The organism is Bowmanella yangjiangensis (genome assembly GCF_017255015.1).
GTDB lineage: Bacteria > Pseudomonadota > Gammaproteobacteria > Enterobacterales > Alteromonadaceae > Bowmanella > Bowmanella yangjiangensis.
Genome location: NZ_JAFKCS010000295.1, coordinates 1 through 998, shown reverse-complemented (window position 1 = coordinate 998; position 998 = coordinate 1). Strand labels below are relative to the sequence as shown.

General features: G+C 65.0%; 1 protein-coding gene. It reads right to left on the bottom strand.

Annotated elements, in window-relative coordinates; genetic code table 11:
- On the bottom strand, positions 1-998 hold a 998-nt coding region (locus J0A65_RS24090; RefSeq protein ID WP_232850128.1), incomplete at both ends, for a condensation domain-containing protein.

Below are 998 nucleotides of genomic sequence, written 5' to 3'. Positions count from 1 at the left end.
CCAGGACACACCGTCCACCCCCAGGTGATGGATCACCAGCAACAGTCGACAGCTGCCATCGGCCAACTGGCTGTAGACAGCCCGCAGCAAACGCCCCTGACCGATATCCAGGCTGCGCTGTGCACTGTTGGCCAGTGCCAGCGCCTCGTCGGCATCTCCCGGTTGCTGATGCCAGAGCAGCGGGTTGGTCTCCAGCCCCAGTTCATCGAGATTGCAGTAACGCTGCCGCCACTGGCCGTCATCGTCCCTGGCGAAGGCCAGGCGCAGGCTGCCATGCTCGGCCAGCAGCAAACGCAGCGCCTGCTCCAGGAGGCTTGCGTCCAGCGGTCGATGGCAAGCCAGCAGCAGGGCCTGGTTGAAATGATCGGGCTCAGGCAGATGCTGGTCGAACAGCCACTGCTGGATCGGCAACAGGCTGAAGTGCTCTCCGTCCTCGGTCGCCTCCGTCACCAGCGTTGGCGTGGACGCGCTGGCCTGCTGCGGGCGCTCCAGCAAAGCCGCGATACTCTGGTACTGCAACAGGTCGCGTAAACGCAGCTCCAGGCCAAGTCCCTCGGCCTGACGGGCACGCGACACCACCTGCAGGCTGAGAATCGAGTCGCCCCCCAGGTCGAAGAAGTTATCGTGGATACCCACCTGCTCGACCTGCAGTACCTGCGCCCAGATATCGGCCAGGATACGCTCGGCTTCATTGCGCGGAGCGACATACCCCGCGCCCTGCCAGCTCGGCTCTGGCAGCGCCTTGCGGTCGATCTTGCCTGCCGGTGACAGCGGCATGCGCTCGAGTCTGAGGATCTGTGCCGGCACCATGTAGTCCGGTAGCTGCGCCCGCAGATCGCTGCGCAACGTGTCGCCATCGACCTCACCGACCACGTAGCCGATCAGTTGCTTGCCGCTGGCGCCTTCGCGAGCCACCACCACCGCTTCGCGCACCTGCGCGTGAGCCTGCAGGCGCGCCTCAATCTCGCCGAGCTCGATACGGAAACCGCGGATTTTCA